Origin of the sequence: Vibrio sp. 10N.222.48.A3, assembly GCF_041475345.1 — a bacterium.
Taxonomy (GTDB): Bacteria; Pseudomonadota; Gammaproteobacteria; order Enterobacterales; family Vibrionaceae; genus Vibrio; species Vibrio tasmaniensis_A.
Genome location: NZ_JBFRVX010000673.1, coordinates 1 through 5,382, shown reverse-complemented (window position 1 = coordinate 5,382; position 5,382 = coordinate 1). Strand labels below are relative to the sequence as shown.

The window sequence follows — 5,382 nt, the reverse complement described above, 5'->3', positions numbered from 1 at the left end:
GTACTAAGGTATCAAGCTCGTCCTTGGTATAAAGAAGGCGACCACACCCAAAATTTGTCTAGTGAAGATATTTCTTCCGCAAACGGTTACAGCTCTGGGTACAAAAATGGTTACTCGTTGAGTCAGCTACAATACAGCGTTAATACGTTGAGAAGTACCAGTGAAATAGTAGCGGATATTGATGAATACAATGAACAATCATTGTTTAAGTCTGCTAGCGATGGTGGTGAAAGTTCAGGGGACGTTCGGTTCAATGGTGTCGGTGGCGGTAACGTCATCAAATCCAATGTGACACGCGGTAATGTCTACTTTAACGGTGGTGGTCTCGCCAACGTTATCCTTCACAGCTCTAAGTTTGGTGATACCGAATTTGTTGGCGGCGGCGCGGCTAACGTCATTGTTAAAAGTGGCGATGAAGGCGACCTCACTTTCCGTGGTGCTGGTTTAGCTAACGTGCTCGTTCATCAGAGCAAACAAGGGAAAATGGATGTCTACGCAGGCGGTGCGGTCAATGTATTGGTTCGTATTGGTGACGGCGAGTACTTAGCCCACTTACTTGCTTATGGCAATATTTCAGTTCACAAAGGTAACGGTAATAGTCGTTTGACTATGCTAGGCGGCTACAACACGCACACCCAAATTGGGTCTGGCAACGGGTTGTGGTTAGCGGTCGGTGGCTTTAATGTCATGACACAGGTTGGTAAGGGCGACATCGCTTCTGTACTTGTCGGTGGCGCGAATGTCATGACTAAAGTGGGTGACGGTGACCTCACGGCGGGTATGCTTGGTGGCGCCAATATCATTACTCATATTAGCGGTGATGATACGGCCTCAAATACGACCGCAGTCGCACTTGGTGGTGCAAACATCCTAACCAAAAAAGGCAATGGCAATGCGCTTGCCGTTATGGGAGGAGGCGCCAACGTACTTACACATGTTGGTGATGGCTCGACAACTGGCGTCATGGTTGGTGGGGCGAACATTCTAACCAAGGTGGGCGATGGCGATACCACAGGCATTATGTTGGGTATTGGTAACGTATTGACTCATGTTGGCGATGGCCAAACACTTGGCGTAATGGGTGCTGCGGGTAATATCTTCACCAAAGTAGGCGACGGCACTTCAATAGCCGCTATGATCGGCGTAGGCAATATCTTCACTCACGTTGGTGAAGGGAACGCGTGGGCGCTAATGGGCGGCCTAGGCAATGTATTTACCAAGGTTGGTCATGGTGATGCATTAGCGCTTATGGTCGCAGAAGCGAATGTCTTTACGCATATTGGTGACGGCACAACAGTCGCATTAATGATAGCAAAAGGTAATATCGCGACTAAGGTGGGTAATGGTACCTCGATAGCCGCGATGGTAGGTAACGCAAATATATTCACTCAGGTGGGTAATGGCAGCACGTTTACTGCAATGCTTGGCCAAGCCAATATCATGACGAAAGTGGGTAATGACCTAACTGCTGCATTAATGATCGGTAAAGCGAATATCTATACTCACGTTGGTGATGGCACAAGCTTAGGTTTATTTGCTGGCGAACTAAACGTGATGACGAAAGTGGGTAATGGCACAACCTTAGCCGCGATGTTTGGTAAAGCAAACATTATGACTCACGTAGGAGATGGTCTTACTGGCGTACTAGCCCTTGGTGAAGCGAATATCATAACGAAAGTCGGTGATGACTTCATGGGTGTTGTCGCAGCTGCGAAAGCAAACGTAGTGACCCATGTTGGTGATGCAACAACCGCAGCTGTGTTGGCGGGTAAAGGTAATATCTTAACCAAAGTTGGCGAAGGAACCACCGTTGGTTTACTGATATCAAAAGTGGGCAATGTCATGACCCATGTGGGGGATGGTACGACTATTGGTTTGGCGAAAGGTAAAGCTAACATCATCACAAAAGTGGGCGATGGATTAGGCGTTAACGTGGCCTGGGGACAAGCAAATATCTTCACTCACGTTGGTGACGGTGATCGATACAACTTCGCCAAAGGTGAAGCGAACATCATCACCAAAATCGGTGATGGCCAAGAAGTTTCTGTGGTTCAAGGTAAGGCGAATGTCATTACTCACGTCGGTAATGGCGATGATTACACGGGAGCTTGGGGCAAAGCGAATATCATTACGAAAGTGGGTGATGGCCGTAATGTTGTTTTAGCGAAAGGTGAAGCGAACATCGTTACTCAAGTGGGTGACGGAGATAGCTTCAACGCACTTTGGAGCAAAGGCAATATCGTCACTAAAGTCGGTGATGGTATGCAGGTCACGGCGGCAAAAGGTAAAGCCAATATTACGACAACCGTGGGTAATGGCCTGAGTGTAACGGCGGCCTATGGTGATGCGAATATCAACACCAAAATTGGTGACGGTATTTCAGTGAACGTTGCATGGGGCAAATATAACGTTAACACCAAAGTGGGTGACGGTCTCAATGTTGCGGTGATGAAAGGCAAAGCAAACGTGAATATTCACGTAGGTGATGGCTTAGGGATTAACGCTTCTTATGCCAGAAATAACGTTGCTATCAAAGTGGGTAACGGTGATTTCTATAGCCTAGCCGTCGCGTCAAGTAACACGAGCAGCAATAAGCTTTCCGCACTGTTTGATAATATTAAACAAACTCTTCTTGGAGTGGGTGGCAGCCAAGCGATTAATTACCTAGTTCAAGGTGATGAAGCTTCTTCATCAGGAATTCAGAAAGGACGAGGTGCTATTTCAACGCCTGAAATCACTAAACTTGATGGTTTCGACTTAGATGAAATCGAAGAAGTGGGTTCCGATCTAGGAGACGGTTTAAGTGGAAGCGTGACCAACGTTGAAACGCCTGATCTCAGCAACATGGAAAATGAACTCAACATCGAAGAATCTTCAAATCAAACGCAAACACCTAACTTGATCGTCAATGGTGATTTTGAGCAAGGTGGTCTGGGATGGGAATCGACTCACGGTGTTGAAGTTGCCTCTTCAAGTAAGGATTATGGCGTAAGTGGTGATGGTCATGGTTCACTTGTTACAGAGCTAGATACTTATACTAATACAAGTCTTTCTCAAGATTTAACGGATTTAGCGGAAGGTGAAGTCATTGCGGTTAGCTTTGATTTTGCAAAACGTGCAGGTATTTCAAGCAACGAAGGCATAGAAGTTCTCTGGAACGGTAATGTTGTATTCTCAACTTCTGGCGATGAAGCAGCTTGGCAACAAAAAACACTTAAGTTGACTGCGAATTCTGGCAGCAACCGAATAGAATTTAAAGGCACAGGCCATGATGATGGGTTGGGCTATGTTTTAGATAATGTTGTGGCGAAATCTGAAACATCACACCAAGCTAATGCTGTTGCCGATAATGCGGAACAAAATCAAGCTGCGCAAAATGCAATGTCTGACAAAGAACGAGCGGAAGCCGATCGTCAACGCTTAGAGCAAGAAAAGCAGAAACAACTTGAAGCCGTATCGGGTTCTCAGGCTCAATTAGAATCCACCGATCAAGAAGCATTAAAGAGCAATGGGCAAGCGCAGCGTGATGCTGTGAACGAAGAGTCTGAAGCGGTAACTAAAGACCTGACGACATTGGCCCAGGGACTTGATGTGCTGGATAACAAAGCGGTTTATGTAGGTGAATCTGGTGAGCATTGGCGCAACCATTTCGCAGACGGTCTTTTAGAGGATGCTCAAACCAAATTAGGTCAGGCTAAAGATGTTGCTGGGGAAAGCATCATCGCTGCGAAAAAAGCGCACGTAGACAACCAAAAAAGTGTCAACGATTCTGTGGCGAAATCAGAAGCAGGCGTTGCGAAAGGCGAACAGAATCGCTCTGGTGCAGAGAAAGATATTGCGAATACTAAAGCCGACGCTGATGCGCGTAAAACAGACGCCACTACGAAAGCTAATGAAGCTAAACAAGCTGAATCGAATGCGAATAATTCAGCTAGAGACGCTGAAGAACGTGGTAATCGTGATGCAAGAAATGCTGAAAACAAAGCGGATCAAGCACAAGCGGATGCGAAAGGTTCAAAGCAGAACGAAGAGGATCGTCCTGATCGTCAAGGTGCTGTGGGCAGTGGACTTTCGGGTAAAGCACGCAGAATAGAAGGTGCAGGCGTCACGGGTAACCATGTGAATGCCAACAACAAGTCAAGCGCCGATGGCCGATTCAGTGAAGGATTGAGCGAGCAAGAGCAAGAAGCGTTAAACGATGCTGTTCAAGCCGTAAACCGACTACAAATCAATGCAGGTATTCGCTCTAAAAATACCGGAAGAGCTATCACTTCCATGTTCACTGAGAGCAATACCGACAGTATCAGAGTTGTAAATCGAGCATCACAAGATGTAAACCGAAAAGATATTCGCATTTCAGGTGTCAATCTTCACGGGCTGGGTGAAGCGGCTGACACTTCTTTAGCTGTAAGAAAAGGCGTAGATGGTTTTGACTTCTCATTGCTTGGCTCTAATGATGCAAGATTTGTCGATTCGACTAAGCGACACATTGGCAAGCTTTTAACGGATTTACCTAGTAAAGAGTTGAAAGTGGTAAGAAGTAACATTCAGTCAATTCAGCGTACCCCATCTGAAAAGAATCTTGCTGCCTTAGAGTTGGCTCTTCACCAGTGGCAGAAAAAAAATCCAAAAGAGTTCGCTCAACGTGGTGAGTTAGTTAAGACACTCCAATTTGAAATGGTGTCGCTGCAAAGCCATATTCAGAGGAACCGTTCGAAGGACGCCAATGTCTTTGGTATTGCAATTGATCCGAAAGCTGTTGAAGCGTTTGAGTCTAAGCTCGTGTTTGACGGTATTGGTCGTGTGGTTGGTTTGGTTGAACCTTTGACCGAGCACGAAATCAATAGCTTAAAGTCGTTCGGAGTGGTTTCACCGACTCTGACGAATTCAACTTCAGAGAGAGATGCGCCAAAAACTGAAAATGAGAGCCTTATTGAATTTATTTATAAGCTAGGTCAGATAGAGACTACTGAAACTTATGCGAATGAAATACATGAGTTAGTAGAGCAAGCTAAAACGCTATGGATGAGCGGAAGTGTGACTCAAGAGAAAGCGGTTAAGCTGTTTAGCGAGGCTCATGAAAAGTTAGCAGAACACCCTAAACTGCAAACGCTGGCAAATAAATTACTGGCTGATGCAAAGAAAGATAAAGCGACAGGTCAATATCTTGATAATTTGTTTGGCCGTCGTTTTGACTCTGAAATAGCTCATGAGTTGGTGAAAACACCGACAGAACAAGCGATTAATACTTCAGTTCAAATCGGAACCAGTTTAGTTAATGATTTTGACGAATGGATACATGGCTTGCTGCCGGATGCGGGAGACGATGTGTTGCGCGCTGAGCGAATCCAGACAAAAATGGAAGCGTTTGCAGAAGAGATC

1 protein-coding gene is annotated in these 5,382 nt (G+C 45.8%); it reads left to right on the top strand.

Going from position 1 to position 5,382, the window contains the following annotated elements; genetic code table 11:
- The coding region (rtxA, locus tag AB4653_RS18165) for an MARTX multifunctional-autoprocessing repeats-in-toxin holotoxin RtxA (RefSeq protein WP_372104915.1) at window positions 1–5,382 on the top strand (5,382 nt) is incomplete at both ends.